Origin of the sequence: Clostridium pasteurianum DSM 525 = ATCC 6013, from assembly GCF_000807255.1 — a bacterium.
In the GTDB taxonomy this organism is placed as follows: Bacteria; Bacillota; Clostridia; order Clostridiales; family Clostridiaceae; genus Clostridium_I; species Clostridium_I pasteurianum.
In genome coordinates this window covers 1,702,654-1,726,995 of record NZ_CP009268.1, presented here as the reverse complement: position 1 = coordinate 1,726,995, position 24,342 = coordinate 1,702,654, and the positions used below count along the sequence as shown (strand labels likewise).

Annotated in this window: 19 protein-coding genes; 5 read left to right on the top strand and 14 right to left on the bottom strand. The window is 31.9% G+C overall.

Annotated features, from left to right (window positions below; genetic code table 11):
- Positions 1–182 precede the first annotated feature (182 nt).
- The 3 genes from fabV to CLPA_RS07805 form a co-directional block, all read right to left on the bottom strand.
- Entirely contained in the window at positions 183–1,370 is a 1,188-nt protein-coding gene (gene fabV, locus CLPA_RS07815) for an enoyl-ACP reductase FabV (RefSeq protein ID WP_003443462.1), read from the bottom strand.
- Positions 1,371–1,799: 429 nt separating this feature from the next.
- Entirely contained in the window at positions 1,800–2,738 is a 939-nt protein-coding gene (locus CLPA_RS07810; protein ID WP_003443461.1) for an SPFH domain-containing protein, read from the bottom strand.
- The gene (locus CLPA_RS07805; protein WP_003443460.1) at positions 2,738–3,178 is read right to left on the bottom strand and encodes an NfeD family protein; all 441 of its coding nucleotides are present in this window, start codon (positions 3,176–3,178) and stop codon (positions 2,738–2,740) included. The genes CLPA_RS07810 and CLPA_RS07805 overlap by 1 nt, the downstream gene beginning before the upstream one ends.
- 666 nt (positions 3,179–3,844) lie before the next feature.
- Between CLPA_RS07805 and CLPA_RS07800 the strand changes: the two genes are divergently transcribed.
- A complete protein-coding gene (locus CLPA_RS07800; protein ID WP_003443459.1) occupies positions 3,845–5,770 on the top strand; it encodes an NAD(+) synthase in 1,926 nt (641 codons plus the stop codon).
- An 85-nt stretch (positions 5,771–5,855) separates the two neighbouring features.
- On the opposite strand, the gene CLPA_RS07795 is transcribed toward CLPA_RS07800, so the two are convergent.
- Positions 5,856–6,278, bottom strand: coding sequence for a YaaR family protein (locus CLPA_RS07795; RefSeq protein ID WP_003443458.1), 423 nt, complete (start codon positions 6,276–6,278; stop codon positions 5,856–5,858).
- Between the two features lie 465 nt (positions 6,279–6,743).
- Here CLPA_RS07795 and CLPA_RS07790 point away from each other — a divergent pair, with 465 nt between their 5' ends.
- Positions 6,744–9,374 carry a calcium-transporting P-type ATPase, PMR1-type gene (locus CLPA_RS07790; protein WP_003443456.1) on the top strand — a complete coding sequence of 877 codons (2,631 nt, stop codon included), beginning with the start codon at positions 6,744–6,746 and terminating at the stop codon, positions 9,372–9,374.
- Between the two features lie 218 nt (positions 9,375–9,592).
- Here CLPA_RS07790 and CLPA_RS07785 read toward each other — a convergent pair whose 3' ends face one another.
- The 3 genes from CLPA_RS07785 to CLPA_RS07775 form a co-directional block, all read right to left on the bottom strand.
- Positions 9,593–10,093, bottom strand: coding sequence for a gamma carbonic anhydrase family protein (locus CLPA_RS07785; RefSeq protein WP_003443455.1), 501 nt, complete (start codon positions 10,091–10,093; stop codon positions 9,593–9,595).
- A gap of 252 nt (positions 10,094–10,345) precedes the next feature.
- Entirely contained in the window at positions 10,346–10,555 is a 210-nt protein-coding gene (locus CLPA_RS07780) for a (2Fe-2S)-binding protein (RefSeq protein ID WP_003443454.1), read from the bottom strand.
- A 371-nt stretch (positions 10,556–10,926) separates the two neighbouring features.
- Positions 10,927–11,340, bottom strand: a complete 414-nt coding sequence (locus CLPA_RS07775) for an Rrf2 family transcriptional regulator (protein WP_003443453.1) — start codon at positions 11,338–11,340, stop codon at positions 10,927–10,929.
- A gap of 533 nt (positions 11,341–11,873) precedes the next feature.
- Here CLPA_RS07775 and CLPA_RS07770 point away from each other — a divergent pair.
- Together CLPA_RS07770 and CLPA_RS07765 are read left to right on the top strand one after the other, a co-directional pair.
- Positions 11,874–14,822 carry a vitamin B12-dependent ribonucleotide reductase gene (locus CLPA_RS07770; RefSeq protein ID WP_003443452.1) on the top strand — a complete coding sequence of 983 codons (2,949 nt, stop codon included), beginning with the start codon at positions 11,874–11,876 and terminating at the stop codon, positions 14,820–14,822.
- Positions 14,823–15,154: 332 nt separating this feature from the next.
- Positions 15,155–16,288 carry a DUF362 domain-containing protein gene (locus tag CLPA_RS07765; RefSeq protein WP_003443451.1) on the top strand — a complete coding sequence of 378 codons (1,134 nt, stop codon included), beginning with the start codon at positions 15,155–15,157 and terminating at the stop codon, positions 16,286–16,288.
- A gap of 116 nt (positions 16,289–16,404) precedes the next feature.
- Here the strand turns inward: CLPA_RS07765 and larE are convergent, their stop codons facing one another.
- From larE to CLPA_RS07730, 7 genes are all read right to left on the bottom strand, one after another.
- Positions 16,405–17,238, bottom strand: coding sequence for an ATP-dependent sacrificial sulfur transferase LarE (gene larE / locus CLPA_RS07760; RefSeq protein ID WP_003443450.1), 834 nt, complete (start codon positions 17,236–17,238; stop codon positions 16,405–16,407).
- 377 nt (positions 17,239–17,615) lie between these two features.
- The gene (locus CLPA_RS20075; protein ID WP_196771757.1) at positions 17,616–18,149 is read right to left on the bottom strand and encodes a cyclophilin-like fold protein; all 534 of its coding nucleotides are present in this window, start codon (positions 18,147–18,149) and stop codon (positions 17,616–17,618) included.
- A gap of 299 nt (positions 18,150–18,448) precedes the next feature.
- Positions 18,449–19,006, bottom strand: coding sequence for a class I SAM-dependent methyltransferase (locus CLPA_RS07750; protein WP_003443448.1), 558 nt, complete (start codon positions 19,004–19,006; stop codon positions 18,449–18,451).
- A 747-nt stretch (positions 19,007–19,753) separates the two neighbouring features.
- On the bottom strand, positions 19,754–20,335 hold the full coding sequence (locus tag CLPA_RS07745; protein WP_003443447.1) for an NAD(P)H-dependent oxidoreductase: 582 nt from the start codon (positions 20,333–20,335) through the stop codon (positions 19,754–19,756).
- A 120-nt stretch (positions 20,336–20,455) separates the two neighbouring features.
- Complete coding sequence (locus CLPA_RS07740) at positions 20,456–21,349, bottom strand: LysR family transcriptional regulator (protein WP_003443446.1); 894 nt, start codon at positions 21,347–21,349, stop codon at positions 20,456–20,458.
- 84 nt (positions 21,350–21,433) lie between these two features.
- Positions 21,434–22,012: a sugar O-acetyltransferase gene (locus CLPA_RS07735; protein ID WP_003443439.1), complete on the bottom strand. Its 579-nt coding sequence runs from the start codon at positions 22,010–22,012 to the stop codon at positions 21,434–21,436.
- A 156-nt stretch (positions 22,013–22,168) separates the two neighbouring features.
- Entirely contained in the window at positions 22,169–23,344 is a 1,176-nt protein-coding gene (locus tag CLPA_RS07730; RefSeq protein ID WP_003443436.1) for an iron-containing alcohol dehydrogenase, read from the bottom strand.
- 551 nt (positions 23,345–23,895) lie between these two features.
- On the opposite strand from CLPA_RS07730, the gene CLPA_RS07725 reads away from it, so the two are divergent.
- Positions 23,896–24,303 carry a MerR family transcriptional regulator gene (locus tag CLPA_RS07725; RefSeq protein WP_003443435.1) on the top strand — a complete coding sequence of 136 codons (408 nt, stop codon included), beginning with the start codon at positions 23,896–23,898 and terminating at the stop codon, positions 24,301–24,303.
- Positions 24,304–24,342 lie beyond the last annotated feature (39 nt).

The window sequence follows — 24,342 nt, the reverse complement described above, 5'->3', positions numbered from 1 at the left end:
TTGAATCCCCTTAATAATAACAAATATAAATATAAATTATATTTATATTTTGTATCTTACCTATCTATAATACAATAATAAATCTTTATAAATTCCTTTACAAGTAAATAATATTTGTATAAATAAATTCATAAAAAAATATATATCTATTAATGAATTTTTATGAATAATAACTATAATAATTACAATATAATATTTTCTATATTTACAGAAATATCAATATCTTTTTCATAATCAATATCTTTATACCCAAATCCAAATAACTTAAAAAAATCTTCTCTGAATTCTTTTATATTAGTCAATTCCAATATATTTTCTGTAGTTATTCTATCCCATATATATTTTACTTCATCTTGGACATCTTTTCTCATTTCTCTATCATCTAATCTTATTCTATTTTTTTCATCTAAATTCAGGTTTTCATTACTTATTTTTGAAAATAATCTGTATATCTGTTCAATAGAGTCTTCTTGTATATTTTTTTCTTTCACAACTTTATCTAGAACAGAAATATATAATGGCACTACTGGTATGGCAGAACTTGATTGAGTAACTAAAGCTTTGTTTATTGAAATAAATGCTTTTCCATCCACAGCTTTCAATTTATAGTCAATCCTTAAAGAAGTATCTTCTAAATCCTCTTTAGCCTTACCAATGGTTCCATGTCTATATATAGGATGAGTAATTTCAGGGCCTATATAAGAATAGGCAATAGTATTAGCTCCTTTCTCCAACAAGTTCTCCTCCATTAATCTGTCAATCCAGAGTTCCCAATCTTGTCCACCCATTACTTTTATGGTTCCATCTATCTCATCTTGATTAGCAGGCTCAATTTCTATATTTGATACTTCAAAAGTATGAAAATTAACAGTTTTATTTTTATAAACATTCCCTATGGGCTTTAAAGCCGAATAATAAATTTCACCTGAAAAAGGATCTCTTCTTCTAGGTGCGGATATGCTGTATATAACCAAATCTAACTTCCCAAAATCTTTTTTTATTAATTCTACAGTTTTATCTTTAATCTCCTTAGAAAAAGCATCTCCATTAATAGTCTTTGAATAGTAACCTTTATCTAGAGCTGCCTGTTCAAAAGCTGCAGTATTATACCATCCTGCAGTAGCTGTTTTATTTCTAGATGCATTTTTTTCAAATATTATTCCAATAGTATGGGCCCTACAACCGAAAGTGGAAACTATTCTGGAAGATAATCCATAACCGGTAGAGGCTCCAATTACAAGTACTCTTTTAAATTTATTCCTCAATTTAAACTTCTCAATATACTTTATTTGCTCTAACACATTTCTCCTGCATCCCTCTGCATGTGCAGTAACACATATAAAATCCCTAAACCGTGGTTTTACTATCATAATTAACTTTATGCCGCTCAATATATAGTCAAAACTATCCACTAAAAATTTTAATATTACATTGATTGTCTTGGATATTTTGATGAGAAGCTTCTCCTTTCATTCTTGTATTTTCATCTTTAAACTTTTACGGTTTTAGAGTTTTTTTCCACTTAATTTTATTAAAAAATTTAGCAGAATTTTTTTAATCATGTTTCTACCTAAAACGTTCAAGTTTTAAATAACTATAATACTTATTGATATTATAATACTATAAACATTTACATAGGTAAATAAATAATTTATATTTTTTTCTATTTATCCAAATAATAAACAAAAATACAAGTTACATAGATAAATATAAACTAATTATACTAAGTCATATTAAAATAGAGTGATGCACTAAAATTTTAATCCTTAGTACATCACTCTATTAATATTTAAATTATACTATTTATTATTTTTCAATAATTCTCCAACTGCAGCTATACTGCCAAGAGATGATAAGGTCTCATTTGGAAGTATAAGTTTATTAGCAGGATTTTTAGCCATTTCCTGTAACGCCTCAACTTGTTTTAATGCTATTACAGTTTCATTGGTTCCAGATTCTAATATTGCTTTATTGACCTTTAGTATAGCCTCTGACTGTGCACTAGCAACTATTTCAATAGCTCTTGCTTTACCTTCTGCTTCCAATTCCTGACTTTGCTTAAGTCCTTCTGCTTTTCTTATTTCAGCTTCTTTTGCAGCCTCTGCCTGAAGAATTTTTGATTGTTTTTCTCCTTCTGCAATAGAAATATCGCTTTGTCTTCTACCCTCTGCTTCCAATATGACTGCTCTTTTATCTCTTTCTGCTCTCATTTGTTTTTCCATAGCTTGTTGAATTTCTACCGGTGGTATAATATTTTTTATTTCTACTGAAAGTATCTTTATTCCATAAGCATCAGTTATTTCATCTACTACTTCTAATAATTTAGAATTTATTCTATCTCTTCCTGATAAGACTTCATCTAATGTCATATCTCCCACTATGTTTCTCATATTTGTAATTGTAGAATATATAATACCTGATCTGAAATTTTCAATATTGTAGATAGCATCTCTTGCCTCCATAACCTTGAAGAATATAACATTATCAATAGAAATTTTAACATTATCTTTAGTAATAACACTCTGAGGCTCTATATCAAGTATCTGCTGTTTAGTTGAAACCTTTCCCCTTACAAAATCCACAAAAGGTATTACAAAATTCCATCCTGGCTGTAGCGTTCTGTGATATTGCCCCAATCTTTCAACTATAAATAAATATCCTGTAGTAACAACCTTAAGTGAACTCAATAAAATAGCTACAACAAGAATAATTATAATTATTACTGCTATAAAAGCCATTATAAACCATCTCCTTCTTCTTTTTTAACAATAAGTTTATTTCCATCTAAACCTATAATTTTAAATTTTTCATTTTTCAATATATAGGGTCCTTTATTTTCCACAGTCCAATATATTCCGTCAAGCTTTATTCTTTCTCTTTCTTTAATATCTTTATCTGCAGTAATAATTCTGCCTATAAAATTTTCTTCCATAGTAGGTGTCTTTGGAATAGTCTTTTTTAAAAACTTTTTAGCCATAGGATATCCTGCAATAAAAGATATTCCTGTAAACAGAATAAATGCAATTACCTGTACACTAAAAGAATATCCTAAAGCCAGTGCAATTATGGCTGCTATTCCCCCAATTGTAAACCATACAAATAGAAAGCCTGCAGTAACAAAATCAAGCACTAAGCAACCCATTGCTACAATTATCCAAAGTACCAATATTCCCTTCAATGAAATCCCCCCCCTTAATAAAAATATATTTTAAAGAAGCTTTATTTAATTTTATAAATATATATTTATCTATAATATAATACATAAATATATATTTATAAAATTTTAAAAATCATAATAATCTTCATAATATTATAATACAGTATAAATATAATTAAATAAAGTTTTATAAATGCTTTTTATATAGTATCATTAACCTCTTTTAATGGTTATGCCGATATTTAACTATAAACACTCTCCGTAGCGTCAAATTTCTACCATTTACTTAGATTTAACCTGACTAACTTGGCGTAAGTCTCCCACGCACTCTGTACAGCCCTCACACAAAATCAAAAAAAAGATTTTGGTTCTCTGCTTTTCTTCAAGTGGGAGTTCGACGCCAAGTAAGCCATGCATTTCCGGTTCTAAAATTCAGATGGGGTAAAAGAATCCCCACCTGAATTAAGAACTTGCCTCAACTTACTATAACATAATTGTTAAATTTTTTTACATTTATATATATTTATTCCACAAAATATTTCAACCTTATAATAAAAATAAATCACTTTATAGTAATGCTAGAGAAATTAATTTTATTATATTGAATATAAAATATACAATATGTTAATCTATTATATATGACATAAATATATTAACATATTTTACTATGGAAATGGAGTGAAAATAATGGTAAATTCTTTTATAAAAGTATCATCTGCTTGCCCAAAAACTAAAGTATCAGATATAGATTTCAATATAGAAAATATAAAAATATGCATAATGAAAGCTCTAGAAGACCATTCAAAAGTTATAATATTTCCTGAATTATCTATAACTTCTTATACCTGCAGTGATTTATTTTATCAGCAGCAACTTATCGATAAATCCTATAATGCTATAGAGGAACTTTGTTCCTTCTCTTATGAAAAGGATATATTGATAGTAGTTGGTTCCATATTAATTTATAGATATTGTACATATAATTGTGCCTTTGTAATATTTAATGGAAAGATACTAGGTATTGTGCCTAAGAGCTATATACCTAACTATACAGAATTTTATGAAAAGAGATGGTTTACTGAAGGTTTAGGTATCATAGATAAATCCATAGATTTACCTTTTCAATCAGACATACCTTTTGGAACAAACCTAATTTTCAGTTCGAACAAGCTGCAACTTGGAATTGAAATTTGTGAAGATCTTTGGGTTACAATTCCCCCTAGTTCCTATTTAAGTCTTTTAGGAGCCAATGTAATTGGAAATCTTTCTGCCTCAAATGAAGTAGTAAGCAAGGCCGATTACAGAAGATCTCTAGTTTCCAATCAAAGTGCACGATGTATGTCTGCCTACATATATTCTTCCAGTGGAGTATATGAGTCATCTACAGATTTACTCTTCAGTGGAGATCTTATAATAAGTGAAAATGGGTCAATACTTAAATCCAATGAAAGATTTCAAAGAGAAAATGAAGTTATAACTTCCATAATAGATTTAGATAAACTTAACATGGATAGAATAAAAAATGTAAGTTTTCGTGATAGTGTTAAACTTTGCACTTTTACTCCTAAAATCATTGATTTTAAATATACGGATATAAGTCTTGGAGAATTCAATAGACCTATTGATAAATATCCTTTTGTACCTGCTAACGAATCCCTGCGTCACATTAGATGCAAAGAAATATTCAATATACAAACTGCTGCTCTTGCAAAGAGAATAGAACATACAGGTCTAAAAAAAGCCGTTATAGGTATATCTGGCGGTCTTGATTCCACTTTAGCACTATTAGTAGTTATAAAAACTTTCGATATGCTTAAATTGCCAAGGAAAAATATACTTACTATAACTATGCCAGGCTTTGGTACCACTGATAGAACCTATGGCAATGCCATTAACTTATGTAAGAATTCTAATACAGATCTTAGAGAAATAAATATAGTTGACGCATGTCTGCTACACTTTAAAGACATAGGTCATCCTGTGGAAAATCATGATGTGACCTATGAAAATGTTCAGGCAAGGGAAAGAACTCAAATATTGATGGACATTGCCAATAAAGAAGCTGGTCTTCTAATTGGAACTGGAGATTTATCAGAACTTGCCCTTGGCTGGTGTACTTACAATGGTGATCATATGTCTATGTATTCGGTAAATTGTTCTATACCTAAAACTTTAGTAAGATATCTGGTTAAATATGTAGCAGAAAAAGAAGTTGACAAAGCTACTTCTGAAATATTACTGGATATATTGAATACACCAGTAAGTCCGGAACTTCTACCTAAAGATAAAGAAGGTAATATATCACAAAAAACTGAGGATTTAGTTGGACCTTACGAACTTCATGACTTCTTTTTATACTATTTTATCAGACAAGGAGCTTCTCCCGAAAAAATACTATATCTGTCAAATATCGCCTTTAAAGATGTCTATGATGAAAAAACTATAAAAAAATGGCTAAAAAAATTTCTTACAAGATTCTTTACACAGCAATTTAAACGTTCTGCTGTACCCGATGGGCCAAAGGTAGGAACTGTAAGCTTATCTCCAAGAGGAGACTGGAGAATGCCTTCTGATGCCAGCTTTAATGTGTGGATAGATGAAATTAAGGAATAATAGTTAGAAAAGACGAATTAAAAAGCAAAGTATAAAGTCCAAAGAACAAATATCAAAAGGGGAAAAGCTTTGCACTTTTCTCCTTTTACCTATAAATATCCACAATAAGTCCTTGAATCTCATCAATAGTAGCCGCTATATCCAGCTTACCCTTTTCTTCTCCTAAAACAGATTTTGTTATTTCTTCTAATTTATTATCTATTACTTCTACGGTTATATAATACTGAGTTTGCCAAAAGCTAGTCTCATTTTTGAGTTTATACATATGATTTAAAACACTCTGTAAATATTCTTTAATTAAATTTTTATATGCCTTAACATCTCCATAGCATTTACTTATTACAAGCCTGTTTCCTCTTTTTTTTATATCATCTAGAAGTTGTTTCATTTCCTCTTCATTTCTTCTGTCTCTTGCAAAATTAAAGCTTTGAGAAAAATCTTTTTTAAGATCTATTTTTTTTCTTTCATGAGCTACAGTGGTTCTGTTACTAATTCTTGAAACTTCCATTAAATCATCCCCATAAAATATGTTACTTAAATTATAGCATTATTTTATTTGTATTTATATAAAATTCAAATATATATTGGAAATTAAGTTCAACTTTTTATTTGACATAAATTAATATTTTATGTATAATTTATGTATGTTTTTAATAAACATAAGGGAGTAACTAGCAGATTTCATCTTGTTCTATCTGCTGCAAGGTCAACATCCGATGATTTCATCTGGCTTTGTATTAAATAGTAAGACTTATGTGTAACGCAAATATTGGTTATACATAGGTCTTTTTTATTTACCAAGTATTTTTTACTATGTTAATTTCTTTTAAAATCCTTAATTATATCTACACTTATAGGTTATACTATTTATGAATTATTAATTTTATTTATTTTTATTACATAGTTAGATGATTGATCAAAGGATAATAATGTTATTTGTTTTTATTTCAAACACAGAAAGGAGATTTGAATTATGTGGTTTGGTAAAACTACAGAAGAAGTTATCAAAGAATTAAAAGTAGACCCAAAAGAAGGTCTATCTTCTGATGAATCAAAAAGAAGATTGGAGGAATATGGTGAGAACAAACTTACATCAAAAACTCAAAAGACCTTATTTCAGATTTTTATCTCTCAACTAAAAGATCCAATGATATTTATATTGTTAATAGCAGCTGTAATATCTGCCTTCATGAAAGAATTAAGTGACTCCATAATAATTTTGGTAGTAATACTTATAAATGGAATGGTGGGTACAATTCAGGAATTTAAATCTGAGAAGGCCATGGAAGCTTTAAAGCAACTTTCTACACCTAAAGCTATAGTAAAAAGAGATGGTGATTTAAAGGAAATTCCCTCAGAAGAAGTAGTTCCAGGTGATATAGTAATTTTAGATGCTGGAAGGTTCACTCCTGCTGACTTAAGATTAATAGAAAGTGCAAATCTAAAAATAGAGGAATCCGCCCTCACCGGTGAATCTGTACCCTCAAGCAAAGATGCTAATGTGAATTTTGACAATGGTAATATCCCACTGGGAGATCAAAAAAATATGGCTTTTGCTTCAACTTTAGCCACTTATGGAAGAGGTATTGGCGTAGTTACTGGAACCGGTATGAATACTGAAATTGGTAAAATAGCTAAAATGCTGGATGAATCTGAAACTGAAATGACACCCCTTCAAAAAAAGCTGGCAGAGCTAAGTAAAATTTTAGGAATTGCCGCTGTAGCAATTTGTACTCTAATTTTTATAATATCTGTAATTCAGGGAAGAGATTTATTTGAAATGTTTCTGACAGCTATCAGTCTTGCAGTGGCAGCAATACCAGAAGGACTTCCTGCAATTGTCTCTATAGTACTTGCTATGGGGGTACAGAGAATGGTAAAAAATCATGCCATTATAAGAAAGCTTCCTGCTGTTGAAACTTTAGGGGCTGTAAATATAATATGTTCCGATAAAACCGGTACACTTACACAAAATAAAATGACAGTAAAAAAATTCTATACAGCTGGTCCTGATGAATTAAAAGCTGTTGATGAACTAGATATTAATAATATTGACGACAATCTATTATTAAAAAATCTTATGCTATGTAATGATGCTACTTATACAGAAACATCTCAGACTGGTGACCCTACAGAAGTTGCTCTCTTGGAAATGGGTGTAAAATTTAATATACTAAAAGCAGATCTTCAAACTTCTTCTCCAAGAGTTAATGAGGTACCTTTTGATTCAGATAGGAAACTTATGTCTACTATAAATAAGCAGGATAAAAATTACATTGTCTATACAAAAGGTGCCACTGACAATTTACTTAAAATAGCCACTAAAATAAATATCAACGGTAATATACAAGATCTTACAGAAGATTTGAAAGCCAAAATCATAAAGGCATCCAATACCATGTCTGATGATGCATTAAGAGTACTAGGAGCTGCTTATAAGGAATTAACTTCTCCAGATATACCAATTGACAGCATTGAAAAAGATTTAATATTTATAGGTTTAGTTGGTATGATTGATCCTCCAAGACTAGAGGTTAAAGATTCAATATCTACTTGTAAAAATTCCGGTATTAAAACTATAATGATAACTGGAGATCACAGAAATACTGCCTTTGCTATAGCTAAGGAACTTGGAATAGCTGAAAATGAGAATGAGACTATTTCAGGAGTAGAACTAGATAAATTGTCTCAGGAAGAACTAAATAACAAAATAGATTCTCTAAGAGTTTTTGCGAGAGTATCGCCAGAACACAAAGTAAATATTGTAAAAGCCTTTAAATCTAAAGGAAACATAGTATCTATGACCGGTGATGGAGTTAATGATGCCCCTTCTCTAAAAATAGCTGATATAGGCGTAGCCATGGGTATTACAGGTACTGATGTATCAAAAGGTGCTTCTGATATGATTCTCACTGACGACAATTTTTCAACTATAGTATCCGCTATAAAAGAAGGTAGAAATATATTTAACAATATAAAAAAGTCTATAATATTTCTTCTTTCCTGTAATTTAGGTGAAATTATAACTCTATTTATTGCTATACTTTTAAATTGGGATACGCCGCTAAAACCAATCCATATATTATGGGTAAATTTGATTACAGATACATTGCCAGCCCTTTCTCTAGGTGTAGATCCAGGAGATGAAAATGTTATGGATAATCCTCCTAGGAATACTAAAGAAAGTTTATTTTCTCATGGTTCAGGCATATTTCTTATATTGAATGGATTACTTATAGGTATCCTGACACTAATAGCTTTCAGGTACGGAGAAAAAGTATATGGAACAGAAGGAGTGCATGCTCAAACTATGGCCTTTGTAGTTTTAAGTGTTTCACAACTCTTTCATTCTCTTAATATGAGACACCCTAGAAAATCCATATTTCAAGTTGGTATATTTAGTAATAAATATTTAGTAGGCTCTATAATTATAGGTATTTTACTTCAATATTTAGTTATAACTATACCTTTTCTATCAAACTTATTTAATTTATTTAACTTAAGTTTGTTTGATTGGACTTTTGTTATACTTGTTTCTGTATTAACTTTAGTATTCAATGAAGTTGCAAAGATCTTCATAAGAGCAAAATCAAAAAACAGTTAAAAATATTAAAAATCTGCATAATGGATATATCCATTATGCAGATTTTTAATATTATATTATTATAAACAACTAGTTGCCTATCGGTAAGTGTTATTCATCTCCAACCTATAGAAGATTGAAGAATTCAGCACATTTGACCAAAAATCCGATTTTTAACAAATAATAGAGAACATTTTCAATTTTAATTAATATTACCTCTTTAAGACATACTTTACATTTTAATAAATTTTACTAAGCTCTATATATTCTTCAGTGTTTGACTTTATACTTTCTTTTTCTTCATCTGTCAATTCTCTTATAACTTTTGCAGGCCTTCCCATACATAAAACACCACCAGGTATTTTTTTATTTTGTGTAATTAAACTTCCTGCCCCAATAATAGTACAATCTCCAATTTCACTGTTATCTAATATGGTAGATCCCATTCCAATCAGTGAATTATTTCCTATTTTACATCCATGCAGTATTGCTCCATGGCCTACAGTGGTAAATTTACCAATTTTAATAGGGTTACCTTCTTTACTTATGTGAAGTACACAATTATCTTGTATATTACTTCCTTCATCTATATATATTTCATTCACATCGCCTCGTATTACTGCCCCAAACCAAACACTGCAATTCTTTTCTATAGTTACATTTCCTATTATATCTGCACTTTTTGCAATAAATGTATCTTTTGCTATTTTAGGTTTGAATTCTTTAAAATTATATATCATAAATATTTCCTACCTTTCTATAAAAATATAAATTTATCATCTTTATATCACAAAGAAGATTTATTGTAAAGCTTTATAAAAGTGCTTAAAATAAAAATGATGCCTTACGTAAAATTTCATAGAATAATTTAAACTCTATAAAATTCATACCCTAAGACATCTTAAGTAATATCAATAAGACTTACTTTAAGTCTTTGCACTTAAAACAAGTATATATAAATTCTACACATTAGATAATCATCAAATAAACTTTTATTCTCTATTATCTAAAAGCATTTGTATTCTTGGAGTACATCTTCTACCTTTACATCCACCAGAACCTGCTCCTGTTAATTTCTGCACTTCCTCTACAGTTTTAGCACCATTTCTAATTGTATCTTTTATAACAGCTCTTGGTATACTCTTACAAATACATGTCTTTGTAAGTTTATCCATAATTTCCTTAGTTGCATTATTTTCCATAAGATGTCATCTCCTCTCAATAAGTTTTATTTAATTTTATATTTTCACCTGACTAACTTGGCGTAAGTCTCCAACTCTGTACAGTCCTCGCACCAAATTAAAATTTGGGCTATCTACTTTTCTTCAAGTGAGAGTTCGACGCCAAGTAAGCCATGCATTTGCAGTTCTAAAATTCAGATGGGGTAAAAGAATCCCCACCCGAATTAAGAACTTGCTTCAATTATATACAAATAACCCCTTATTTTTATATAATCTTTCCCAATTTATACCCTTTTAAACCATAGTTGAAACATTGAAATTTAAGCTTATATTGACAAAGTGCATCAATCAGATATACTTTCTCTTACAAAATAAAATCTATAGCCAAAACTTTACCATTTACCTTTTCTTAAATTTTCAAAATTTATTTTTTCAAGTTCATTAATCATTGTTGACTGAACTCTATATAAAGCTGCATGAATACAACAATTATCCCCTTTTCCTGCGGAACAGCTATCTTTGTCATATAGGCATCTGTTTATAGCTATAGGTCCTTCAATAGCTTCTATAATATCTTTTAAATTTATATCTATTGGCTCTTTTGCAAGAGAATATCCTCCATTTACACCTCTATAAGATTTAACTATTCCACTTTTTATAAGCTTCCTTAAAAGCTTTAATAAAAATCTTAAAGGTATACTTCCAAGTTCACAAATAGTTTTTGCATCTAAGATATCTTTCTCTTTATTCTTTGATAATATAAGTACTGCTCTTATAGCATAATCACTTTCTTGAGTGATATTCATTTTTTACACCTACTTTTCACCTGACTAACTTGGCGTAAGTCTCCAACGCACTCTGCGAAAGCGACCAAATACAAAATAAATTTTGTTTTGTCTGCTTGCACACTGTGAAAGCGATTCACACAAAATCAAAAACAAGATTTTGGTTCCCTGCTTTTCTTCAAATGGGAGTTCAACGCCAAGTAAGCCATGCACTTGCAGTTCTAAAATTCAGATGGTGCAAAAGAATCCCCACCTGAATTAAGAACTTGCTTCGAAAGTACACTTCTTTAGTATAGTTTATATATTATATAATTAATTTAAATTTGTCAACAGTTTAATGAAAATTATTACTTATTATTTAATAACAATTATTAAGCATTAATTATCATAATGTATTATAATAAAAATAATTAGTTTTTTATAGAATTAATTATTTATATTTGAAATTTATCTAAAACAATCATATAATATACAACATGTAGTTATAAATCACCAAATAAAACACTATATATAGATATGATTAATTATTTATATCTTTTAATACGGAGGAATATATGAACAGTATAAAAAATATTTTTAAAAGAGTTTACACAAAAGAACTGGATATACATAAAGATAAAACTGTATACGATCTATTTAAATGGAAAAAAGTAGATGTACTTATGAAAGATTATAAGACAAATAAAGTTTTAGTGGATATGAAAAATCTTGAATTTCCAATACATTATTCTCAAAATTCCTGTGATATAATAGCTTCAAAATATTTTAGAAAAGCTGGAATTAAAACAGCTCCATATTATGAAAATAGTCTTAAAATGGTAGCCCACAGATTGGTAAACTTTTGGTGTGAAGCTTTAAAAGACGAAGGTATAATAGAAACAGAAGAAGAAAGAAATATTTTTTATGACGAAATAGTCTATGCTTTTTTAAATCAAATGTTTGCTCCTAATTCTCCTCAATGGTTTAATACGGGGCTTGCACTTTCCTATGGAATTAAAGGTAAAGAACAAGAAAATTATTATTATGACGAAAAACTAAAAAAAATTGCTGTATCAAAAGATAATTATACTAGAACTCAAGCATCAGCCTGCTTTATAATTTCCATAGAAGATAAACTTTTAGGATCCCATTCCATATCTGATCAATATGTTACAGAAACAAAACTATTTAAAGGCGGCTCTGGTACTGGAACAAACTTTTCTACTATAAGAGCAAAAGGGGAGAAGCTTTCTGGCGGAGGTGTATCTTCTGGCCTTATGAGTTTTTTAAAGGGATTGGATAGAAATGCTGGTGCCATAAAATCTGGTGGTACTACAAGAAGAGCTGCAAAAATGCTATGTCTTAATATTGACCATCCTGAAATATTGGATTACATTACCTGGAAAGCAAAAGAAGAAAAAAAAGTAAGAGCCCTTGGAAAAATGGGCTATGATACCAGTTTTGAAAGTGAAGCCTATGAAACTGTATCTGGTCAAAATGGAAATAATTCCGTATTGTTTTCTGATAAATTTATGAATAAAGTCAAAAATTTAGATAAAAATCCAGAAAGTACATTAGAATTAAAGGGTAGAGTCGATACTTCAGTAAACTCCTCTATAAAAGTACAGAAATTATGGGATATCTTCAATAAATCTGCTTGGGAATGCGCTGATCCTGCTCCACTTTTTGGTGACAGATTAAATGCTTGGCATACCTGCCCTGCTGGAGAAGATGGTATATACAATGCACCTTATAATAGGATTAATTCCACAAATCCCTGCGGAGAATATGCTTTTTTAAATGATACTTCCTGCAATCTTGCATCTATTAATATATTTAAATTCTATGATGTTAATAATAATTCCATAGACTTAGAAGGTTATACTCACATAATAGGCTTGGTTCAGCTCATATTGGAAGCCTCTATTCACTGGGGACAATTTCCTACAGAAGATGTGGCCAGAAAAACCTATATGTTTAGAACTACCGGACTTGGTATTTCCAATTTAGCCTCCTTGCTTATGGTTAAAGGGTACCCTTATGATTCTGATAAAGCAAGAACTCTTGCATCCTCTTTAATAGGAATACTTACAGCTCATTCCTATTATATTTCTTCATTAATGGCTGCTGAAGTTGGTGCTTTTGAAAAGTATGAACTAAATAAAATCTATATGAAAAGAGTTATAAGAAACCATGCAAGAGCAGCTGGAGTATTAAATACAGATTATGAAAATCTAAGTTATAATCCAATTAAAATAAATCATAAAATATTATTCGACGAAGGTCTTGAAAAAATCAGCTACCTTTTAAAAGAAAGCTTTGACAATGCTGTTAAATCTGGAGAAGAGTTTGGATACAGAAATGCTCAAGTTTCAGTAATGGCTCCAACAGGTACTATTTCCTTTGCTATGGACTGCGGTTCTACTTCCATAGAACCCTTTTTCAGTCATGTTATCTACAAAAAATTATCTGGTGGAGGATATATGACTATAATAAACCCTGTGATAAAAATATCTCTTAAAAATTTAGGCTATAGTGAAAATGAAATAAAAGATATAATGGATTATATACTACAAACAGAAACCATTAAAGATGGGGATTTTGAATATGAAAAATTAATGGATGGCAAAATAGAAGGTGCTCCTCATTTAAAAAAAGAACACCTGCCTATATTTGATTGTGCTAATAAATGCGGCAGCGGTAAAAGATATATTGAGCCTATGGGACACGTACTTATGGTAGCTTCAATTGTTCCTCTTATTTCCGGCTCCATCTCCAAAACAGTAAATCTTCCTAAGGATGCCACTGTTGAAGATTTTAAAGCTGTAGTTTTTAAATCCTGGGAACTTGGAGTAAAGGGAATTACTCTCTATAGGGATTCTTCCAAAGCCAGCCAGCCTTTAAATACAAATTTAAATGATGACAGCGATGAAAATTTAGAAAATATGACCTATGATGCCCTTATGGACAAAGTAAAACTTTTAAGATCTAAAAGTGCATCTTCTAAGGCTAATCGTGTTAAACCTGTAGGCATAAGATATGGAACCACTCATCCCGCACAGATAGATGATGTAAAAATATATACTACAGTAAATAGAAATGAAAACGGAGAAATATGTGAGATATATATAACTACGGATAGAGAAGGTACTATTATCACAGGGCTTCTAAATTCACTATCTAAGTCAATTTCAGTTATGCTTCAGTATCACGTTCCTCCTAAGGATATATCAAGAATGCTCAAAGGTCAAAAATATGAGCCTTATGGTTTTGTTCAAAAACATCCTTATATAAAATATGTTACATCTATTTCTGACCTTATAAGTAAAGTAATTGATATAGAACTAAATGATTTTTCCAGCTGTCAAGTGGCTCCTGGTGAATATGAAGCAGCAGACAAGCAAGATAGTAATTTAGAAAGAGTTTATGATAATGTGTGCCCTAACTGTTCTTCTACCAGAATGGCAAGAAACGGTACCTGCCTTGTTTGCATGGATTGTGGTACTACTACTGGCTGCAGCTAAAATTTCCCTTCATATACAGTCAGTAGAATTAAGTAATGATTTCATACAATTAACCTGTGTTCTGTCACAAATAAATTATGTTCTAAAAAATTAATATTTACTAAAATTAAAATATTTTTTATCGTATATAAAAGAAAGCAATTTATAGTTAATTTTATTCATGTATTTGTCCTAGAAATATCTATTGAGATATTGACTTAGAGTTATCTCTAGCAAGTATAATAATATATTGAAGGAGTGGTGAATCCTACAATTCACGTTTGGATAATCACAATGAATCACACCACCCATTTCTATATAGATAATAATTTCAAAACAGGAGTGAACAAAAAATGGAAAAAGCAAAAGTTTATTTTTCGGATTTTCGCACGGTGGCTTTCGGAGACGGACTGCCAGCCAAACTTAAAAAGCTGATAAAAGCAGCCAATATCGGTCAGATTGACATGGATGGTAAATTCGTCGCCATTAAGCTGCATTTTGGCGAGCTTGGTAACATCAGCTACCTTCGTCCCAATTATTCCAAGGCTGTGGCTGACGTGGTAAAGGAACTGGGGGGCAAACCTTTTCTGACTGACTGCAACACTATGTATCCCGGCAGTCGTAAAAACGCTCTTGAGCATTTAGAATGTGCATGGGAAAATGGGTTTACACCGCTGACAGTAGGCTGCCCTATTCTGATTGGAGATGGTTTGAAGGGCACAGACGATATCGTGGTACCTGTAGTAGGAGGAGAATACGTAAAGGAAGCTAAAATTGGTCGGGCTATCATGGATGCTGACGTGTTCATAAGCCTAACCCATTTCAAGGGACATGAGATGACTGGCTTTGGCGGAACTATTAAAAACATAGGCATGGGATGCGGCTCTCGTGCCGGAAAAACGGATCAGCACAGCAGCGGTAAACCTCATATTGAACAAGATTCGTGCCGAGGCTGCATGAGATGTCAGAGGGAATGTGCTAACGAAGGTCTTGTGTTTGACGCTGCCAGCAAAAAGATGACGGTTAATCATAATAATTGCGTTGGCTGCGGCCGCTGTCTGGGCGCATGTAATTTTGATGCCATCGTGTTCAACAACGATGCGGCCAACGAGCTGCTTAACTGTCGTATGGCAGAATATACAAAAGCGGTGGTTGATGGCCGTCCAAACTTCCACATCTCCCTAGTAGTAGATGTATCTCCAAACTGCGATTGCCACGGAGAAAACGACGTACCTATTCTGCCTAATTTAGGTATGTTCGCTTCCTTTGATCCGCTTGCCCTGGATCAAGCCTGTGTAGATGCCTGTCTGAAAGCTGCACCACTTCCAGACAGCCAACTATCTGACAACATGGCAAAAGCAAACTTTATTGATCATCATGATCATTTCACCAACTCTACACCTGAGTCCGAATGGCACACCTGTTTGGAGCACGCAGAGAAAATTGGTTTGGGTACTCGTGACTACGAACTGATTATAGTTAAATAAATTGAGCTTGAAATGAAAAAAGCACACAGGAATTTGTCCTGCGTGCCTTTTTCATTTTAGTACATAAGCCTTTGTTTAATTAGCAAATAGTTTAGCTGCTTGTCTCATTATATCCATCAACTTTTTTCTACTGTCTTTTCTTCTGCTGAAAGTACCTCATTCATACTACCAGTTCTGTATCCTAATATATCTAGAGTAACATAAGTAAATCCGATCTTTTTGAACTTCTCTCCTATCTTATCCATTATCTGAGTATCAAAGAATTTGACTCTTTCCTCAGGAGAAACTTCAATTCTAGCTATTTCTCCATGGTGTCTTACTCTTACCTGTCTTATGCCCATGTCAAGTAAAAACTGTTCTGCTTCATCTACCATTTTAAGCTTTGAAATAGTTATTTTCTTTCCATAAGGAAATCTGGAGGATAAACATGCAAAAGATGGTTTGTTCCAAGTTGGAAGTCCCAAGCTTTTTGAAAGTTCTCTTATATCTGCTTTAGTAAGATTAGCTTCCTTAAGTGGGCTTATTACTTCTAACTCCCTAGCTGCTTGCATTCCTGGTCTATAATCACCATTATCATCAAGGTTTGAGCCATCAAAAATATATTCAATGCCATTTTCTTTAGCTACTTTACCTATCTTTGTAAAAAGTTCTTTTTTACAATAGTAACATCTATTTTTAGGATTACTAGCAAACCCCTCAATATCTAACTCTTCTGAAGATATAATTAAATGCTTTACTCCCATATCCTCAGCGTACTTAATTGCTTCTTTTAATTCCCTTTCAGGATAAGTTGATGAGGTAGCTGTAACTGCTATCATTTTATCTCCTAATACCTCATGTGCAACCTTAACTAAGAATGTACTATCAACTCCACCTGAAAAAGCGATTGCTGCACTACTTCTTCTTTTAATATTATCTTTTAATAATTGAAATTTCTCTTGTAATAACATATTCCTTTGCCTCCCAGATTTTATTTTTCTTTAATTGCTTTAGGGATATTAAAAATAAATTAATTCATTTTACACATTTTTAGGAGTTTTTTTCTTAAAGCTAAAGTTGATGGAAATCACTTACATATAAGATGAGTTATTTTTAATGCCACATAATATAAACAAAAAATCCTAACGCTCTATCAGTTAAGATTTTTTGTCCACATCCCGGTCATTATAGCAGCAAAAATAATGTATTGTTTTGTTACTATAAATCTGGATTCATATCAAAACTATATCCTAAAAATTGAAATAACCTATCACTAGAGTGTTTATAGTAACATAAGTTAAAGCCACATAATCACGCATTTTTAAGGCATATCATCGTATCCTGCATATCAGCCATTAACGGAAAATGTAACCTGTACACTACCTGTACCAAGTGCCGATGCAAAACCAGAGATGTCCTCTATATATCCAAGTTTAACATATCCACCGTATGAATTGGAAAACGTATTATAGAAAAGCACCAGATTGTTAGATGACCAACACATAATTTCGCCAGCGTTAATGGTTGCCGGCTTTTCTGTTGATTTAGCAGGCAGATCACTGGATAAACTATAGTGTTTCTCTCTGCCGTTGAGCTCAGACATGGTAACTGTCATAGGTAACTGTGCAATCAATGCCTGCGTCGTTTCATTATCATACATCTTTGCAGTGAAAGTCTTATTACCAACTTTGATATTCATAGTAATCATTTTCTCCCTCTTAGCTATCCCCTGTCTACTATCTGTTTGATTTGTATTGTTCTTTTGTTCAGGCATTTGAGATATTTCATTTTCACTTTCTGCAGTATTTCCAGATTGCGAAGAAGAATTTCCTTCATTAGAACTACTGTTACGTCCACAGGCCGCAAGTGAGAAAAGCATCATACATGCAAGAAACACCAATAATATTCTTTTCATCTTGTTTACCTCCCATTTTAGGCATATTCAAATAAATAACTAGTCAGTATGCTAGCCTATTTTGAATCCTACTGCGTCAGCAGAACCTTCAGATAGCTCACTATCTTCGGAACCTGCTTCCTTGTTGGATTCAAAATATTCGTCGCATCTTTGACTTACTATTTATTTTCACATGCCTAATTTCAAGGCCTTGACATTACTAGCCCGAAATCGCTAATTTTTTAATCATTAACTCTACCTTTGTAATTAATTTGCCTACAATTATATTAATTAGTGCAGCAAAGCACATATGCAGGAGGTACATTTCTCAATTCCCTTTTTATGTGTATTTCATTGAAATACTTTTCAATAAAATTTTTCTTCAACAAGGTGTACTGGAAGGTAATAAATTTTCCGTGTTTATTCAAATATTTTTCTGTTTCTGTTAGTATGTTTGAAGATATATTATTCGGTAAACTTGCAAATGGAAGTCCTGAAACAATATAATCTGCCTTACAAATTCCGTATTTTTTCAAATACTTTCCAATATATTCAGCAGAATTGTTAATAATATAAAAATTAGGTTCATCTCTATATTTTTCTTTAATTAAGTTATAAAAATTTTTGTTAGTTTCAAAAAGGAAAACCATAGTATTTTTCTTTCTTTTCTTTAATATTCTTTCGGTAAATACCCCTGTACCTGGACCGTACTCTACAATACAACTTGAATAATTAAAATCAACATTTTCAATCATCTTAGTTGCAAGATATTTTGAGCTTGGAAGTACCGCCCCTACAGTTCTTGGTTTTGTAATGTATTGTTTTAAAAATAATAAAAAATTCATATTTGCCCCCTATTCTTTACCTATCTTAACTGAGTGATTATTAATCATAATTAACTGTGCTGGTAACTTTATCATAAAGGGTAGAGTTAACTGTAAGTCAATACCTTATTTGAAAAAATTATAAAAAATTATAGAATTTAGAGTTAACTCTAAATTCTATAATAAACATGATACAATACATAACTCTTTTTATAATTTTTATTTTATTTACGCATCCCTCAGCTAATCCATTGCTGCATGGTAAACATATAGCATTTCCCCTAATTCTGCAATGCTGGTATTACAAAACTTCATTGGACGCTGGGACAGAAGATATTCATAAAAACAAAAAAGCAAGGGATTGCGTTTCTGTATAACAGAAAACCACCTGTATTTCATAACTATATATATGAAATACAGGTGGTTCTATTTGTATTCATTTAATATTTGTAGAACTCAATGATAATGCACATAAAAACAACACTTAAAAGTGCAATAAATCTTAATTATGGGTCCCTTCTATTCATGACCTGCAATATTACAATTTCTTTCCTAATTCATCGCAAAGTAAATCAGAATTGCCACCTACTCGTGGACTTGATGAAATGATTAGTATATGTTTCATGTTGTTCCTCTTTCCCATATTTTCTCTCTAGCAAGCTTATTATAAAAAGTACTTACATAAATATAAAATACTGGCAGTTTAAATTTTTTTCTTACTGCCAGCCTAAGTTTTTTATTTATTTTCTATTGGCAAAGATAAGTTTATTACAAGGTATCCTTTACTATTTTTTTCACTTCTTCCAGATAATCATTACGTATTTCGTCAGTAACAGAAGGTACCGAACCAAAAAAAGCATGTTTTACTTCTTCTATACCTGTGAACTTAAATACAGCTTCATCCGAAGTCTGTATCATTGAATTATGCATCCCACTTGCAGAATAAAATTCACTCGGAGTTCCCGTAGTGCAAAATAACAATCCCTTCTTGCCTTTTAATAACCCCACAGGAGTTCCACCTTCACTTTTAAATGCAAACCCATTAGAAAATACTCTATCTACATATCCTCTTAAGATAGCAGGAAAGGATGCCCACCAAACTGGATAAACAAATGTAATAACATCTGCCCATTTAATATTCTCCTGTTCTACTGCAATATCTTCTGCGATTCTTCCATTTTGAAGATCTACAAAATCCGATGCTTTAAGTATTGGATCAAATCCTATTTCATATAGGTCTCTAACTCTTACATTAGCCCCTTTTTCTTCAGACGCTTTAACTACAATATCAACTATCCCCTTTCCAAAACTCTTTGGATTTGGATGTGCATAAATTACTAAATGATTCATATTTAATTCCTCCATTTTTGTTTTGTCTTAACACAAAAGACCTTGAGTATATTTTACTCAAGGTTCTACACAATGTCTAATGCCTATATTCTATGCGGTTCTATGCTTTAAAGGCATATATTAAAATATTTCATTAACACAATACCTTTGTCTAATCATTTTTAACAATAAAGTTAAAGAGGTTGTAAAAATATGATTTTTTTTCCATACAAGCACACTGCTTACATTTCTTTTCGGCTCTACTGCTATAAATACATTTTCTTTATTTTCCTTTACCGCCATGGCTCCATCCAAAGCAATTGCAATACCAGCTCCATTTGATACAAAATAAGTAGCACTAGATAACAAATTATAAGCTGCAACTACTCTCATTTTCCCATTATAAGGATCTAGCCAGCTTTTTATTTCTCCACCAATCATAGCTCTTCTTGGAATAATCAATGGATACTTAACAATATCTTTAATTGTTACAGCCTTCTTTCCAGCAATTTCATGATTTTTAGGAACAATAACTCCCCATCTATCCTCGTAAGGAAGCTTCATCGAATCATACTTTGATATCTCAACCGGTTCTACTAATAGTCCAATATCAACCAGTCCTTTATCAATTTTATCCTTAATATCATCAACATAACCACTGTATATACAAAATTGAACTTTCGGATATTTATCTGAAAATTCTTTCAAAATATCCATTAGATATGGTACCGCATTAGATTCTACAGCACCAATTGAAATAATACCACTAACATTCTCTTTTTGCTCCTGGAATGCACTAGCAGTTTTATCTGCCAACTCTATAATCTCCATAGCCCGTTGATGAAGTAACACTCCATCTTCAGTAAGGGTAATCTGTTTATTCCCCCTTGCAAACAACTCTACTCCCAATTCATTTTCTAGATCTTTTATCTGACGGCTTAGTGTAGGCTGTGTTATATTAAGAATTTTTGCAGCATTCGAAATGTTACCTTCTTCCGCTACCGCAACAAAATATCGTAAAACTCGTATTTCCAATTTGAGCCTCCTCCTTTACTCTATCTGTTAGAGTTGTATTGTTCATTTTCAGCAATCTACACTGCAAAAGATGAAATACCAGAATTACTCCTGACCGACTTCGATTTTCTTGATAATTTTCGCAGGTACACCGCCTACAATAACATTTTCAGGTACATCCTTTGTCACAACTGCACCAGCGGCGATGATGGCCCCATCACCAATGGTTACACCAGATACCACAGTGGCATTTGCTCCAATCCAAACATTTTTACCAATCACAATAGGCGCGGGATGCAAAGTACTTCGTTTTCTCGGATCAATGTCGTGATTTAAGGTAGCTAACACCACATTGTGCCCAATGAGAACACCATCGCCAATTGTAATGCCGCCTTGATCCTGAAAACGACAGCCCGAATTGATAAAGACATTCTTGCCCACAGAGATATTCTTCCCGCAGTCCGTAGAAAAAGGAGGGAACATGGCAAATGTTTTATCTACCGTTTTACCAATCAACAGGGAAAACAGTTCCTGAATTTCTTCAGGGGTATGATAATCTCCGTTCAGTTCAGCGGTTAACTTCAATGCTTCCTGCGATACCTTGTGCATCATCCGATACATTTCAGAGCCGCCCTCAACCGCTTCACCTCGGTTCAAGTGTGCTAAGAATTCGTGAATGTCCATTAGTATCCTCCTTGTATAATGTAGATTTTTTAATTTTGTGCGAATCACTTTCACAGCGTGCGATGGGAGTATTAGGGCGGGTAGTCATCGGATAAATCGCTCATCGCATGCTCAGCATTCGTGACGCTGACAGTCATAATAACTACTACACATGAATTATACCGCAGCATATGCCGTCTTTAAAATCTCTAAAATTTCTTCCGCTGTCAAAGCTTTATATCCGCCTGAAAGCAGTACAGTTGAATTTGCAATTAGTGGAAGCATTTCTTCTGTTGCACCAAGTTCCTTAATGCTTGTTACTATACCACATTCTTTAATAAAGCTCTCCAGGGCAGCAATACCTTCTAAAGCAACTGCTTCCTTTGTCTTTCCAGTCTCATCTACCCTCCAAACTTCCTTAGCAAAGCGAACAAACTTATCTAAACCAAACTTATATATATATCGGTAATATGGAAGTGATATTGCTGCGAGTCCCATACCATGTGCACAATCCGTATAAGCACCAAGCTGATGTTCAATCATATGAACTTCCCAGTCTTGTGTTTTGCTTAATCCCATAATTGGGTTCATTGCAAGGGTAGAACTCCACATTAAATTACTTCTTGCCTCATAGTCTTTAAGATCTTTCACTGCAATTTTTGCACTGTTGATGATAGAACGAAGAAGTCCCTCAATCATATAGTCAGAAGTTACATCATCTTCACCTGAGAAATAAGCTTCCATTAAATGTGACATCATATCAAAAATTCCACTTACCATTTGATATTTAGGTAATGTGAATGTATATTCTGGATTCAATATTGAAAATTTGGGGCTTACATTTGATGGAAAAATACGTCCCATCTTAAGTTTCACATCATTATTGGTAATAACTGATCCACCATTCATTTCAGATCCTGTTCCTGCTAATGTAAGAATAGATGCAACCGATACTATTTTATTATCTACAGGCTCAAACTTTATCCAGTAACGTGTCCAAGCATCACCTTCACAATATGCAGATACAGAAATCGCCTTTGCACAATCAATTACGGAACCGCCACCAACAGCCAATATCAAATCTACATTATTATCACGTACAAGTTTAGCTCCTTCCACGACTTTTTCATAAGTTGGGTTTGCCATAATTCCAGATAATTCTACGATGTTTTTACCATCTTCCTTTAAGATAGATACAATCTGGTCATAAAGTCCGTTTTTCTTAATTGCACCTTTTCCATAAGCAAGCATGATGGTCTCACCATAATTTGCAAGTTCATCGCTTAAGTTATCTAAAGCAGTTTTTCCAAAATATATTGTTGTTGGGTTTTGATAAGTAAAATCTAAATTCATTTTTTCTCCATTCCTGCACATTTTGCGCATCTATATATTTTTTATTATTTTGAAATTTCATTGATACAGTTAATGATATAATCCATAAAGCACTTCTTTCTTCACTGAGTAATTATTAATCATAATTAATGGTATCTACAATCATATGATAAAGGGTAGAGTTAACTTTATGTCAATACCTTGATTTAAAAAACATTTACTTTTTACCCTGTTTAATACATATATCTTATTAGTTCAATTTGTATTACCTCATATTTTTGTTTAATCAAAAATGTAACTCTGTAAAAAGTAAAACAGTCATAAACTTTATATCAATGTAGGTTTGTGACTGTTTACTCCCTAATCAGAAATAATCACCTATCTCAAAGCCTGAAAAACTATAAGCAATAAATATTAAAAGGCAGTGAACGTCTATAAACAAAATGGGAGCTAGTTAAATCCAAGTGCTATTTATTTAAATTTACTTTGACATTTAGTAAATACCGTGATAAAATTTTTATAAAATATCGAGTTAACTCGAAGTCTATATCCTTAGAAAAAGGAGATAAATTATGACATATTCTATTAGTGAAGTTGCAAAAAAGATGAATCTCACAGTATATACCCTGAGATACTATGACAAAGAGGGACTGATACCCTTTGTAGAACGTGCACCCAACGGAACCCGGTTGTTTAAGGAATCCGATTTAGACTCATTAAAAATAATTGAATGTCTAAAATCTACTGGAATGCCCATCAAGGATATCAAAAATTTCATTGATTGGTGTTCTCAGGGAGATTCCACTTTACATCAGAGATATGACATGTTCATGGAGCGAAAAGCTGTTGTAGAAGCACAGATGGAAGAACTGAAAAAAACAATGGAAGTCATAAATCATAAATGCTGGTATTACAAAACTGCATTGGACGCTGGAACGGAAGATATTCATAAAAACAAGAACGGTTCCATTTCTGTATAATTAAAAAGAACTGCCAACCGACGACAGTTCTTTACTTAA